This window comes from Sphingopyxis sp. (assembly GCF_025869345.1).
Lineage (GTDB): Bacteria > Pseudomonadota > Alphaproteobacteria > Sphingomonadales > Sphingomonadaceae > Sphingopyxis.
This window is the reverse complement of sequence record NZ_JAOZVW010000079.1, coordinates 1-1,088: the sequence shown is the minus strand read 5'-3', so window position 1 is coordinate 1,088 and position 1,088 is coordinate 1. Positions and strand designations below refer to the sequence as shown.

The window sequence follows — 1,088 nt, the reverse complement described above, 5'->3', positions numbered from 1 at the left end:
GGTCGATAGCGGCCCCCGCCTTCGCGGGGGCGACGAAAAGGGGGTTAATGCATCCCCGCCCTCTTGCGATTCCGTCCCGGCTTGCGATATTCCCGATGATGATGCTTCCCGCCTCCATCCCTCACATCGTCCGCGCCATGGCGGGCAAGGATGACGACACGTCCGGAACCCCCGGCGTCGGCATCGCGACGCGCACGCGCGCGAAGCCCAAGAAGCCGTCGATGTACAAGGTGCTGCTGCTCAACGACGATTACACGCCGATGGAATTCGTCGTGATGGTGCTCCAGCGCTTCTTCAACATGGACATCGAGCGCGCGACGCAGGTGATGCTCCACGTCCATCAGCAGGGCGTCGGGGTGTGCGGCGTCTTCAGCTACGAGGTTGCCGAGACCAAGGTCACCCAGGTGATGGACGCCGCAAGGCAGAACCAGCACCCGCTGCAATGCACGCTGGAAAAGGCGTAACCTCCCCTCCCTGAAAGGGAGGGGCAGCGAGACTTGCGAACTTGTTCGCTAGTCGCAGCGGGGTGGGTCGGCGGTCCAGAAAGAACGCCTGCGGCCACCCACCCCCGACCCCTCCCTTCCAGGGAGGGGAGTCAGGCCCGCGCCGCCTGTTCGGCCTTGAGCGCCGCCGAAGGCTCCCCCTTCAAATCGCCATAGCGAAGCGGTTCGCCGCAGCCCGGACAGACCGTGGCCGTCCCGACATCGGTGCCGCAGGCGCGGTGCGTATAGCGCATCGCCGGCCCGCCCCCCGTCTCGCCGGGCGCATAGGCCCAGCGCTCGCTCCAGTTCCGCATCGCATAGAGGACGTCGAATAGATCCTTGCCCTTTTCGGTCAGGCGATATTCGTGGCGCGGCGGGCGCTCCTGATAGGCTTGGCGCTCGATCACCCCCTCGGCGACCAGCCGCTTGAGCCGCGCCGAAACGAGCTGCGGGCCGAGCGCGGTGTTCGCTGCGATCGCCTCGAACCGCCGCCGCCCGAAGAACAGGTCGCGCAGGATCAGCAACACCGCGCGATCGCCCAGCAGCTCGGCCGATCGCCCGACTGGGCAATAAGTGTCCGACAGATCGGCGCGTTTGGGCATGACC

The 1,088-nt window shown here is 66.6% G+C and carries 2 protein-coding genes; one reads left to right on the top strand and one right to left on the bottom strand.

What is annotated here, in order from left to right; translation table 11 throughout:
- Positions 1–98: 98 nt before the first annotated feature.
- Positions 99–464: an ATP-dependent Clp protease adapter ClpS gene (clpS, locus tag OJI97_RS08755; RefSeq protein ID WP_257543505.1), complete on the top strand. Its 366-nt coding sequence runs from the start codon at positions 99–101 to the stop codon at positions 462–464.
- A 131-nt stretch (positions 465–595) separates the two neighbouring features.
- Here clpS and OJI97_RS08750 read toward each other — a convergent pair.
- Positions 596–1,088 (bottom strand): winged helix-turn-helix transcriptional regulator (locus OJI97_RS08750; RefSeq protein WP_367184760.1); only part of this gene is annotated, 493 nt, incomplete at its 5' end.

Coding starts and splice junctions, on each gene's coding strand:
- clpS (WP_257543505.1), top strand. CDS start 99: ATGATGCTTCCCGCCTCCATCCCTCACATCGTCCGCGCCATGGCGGGC.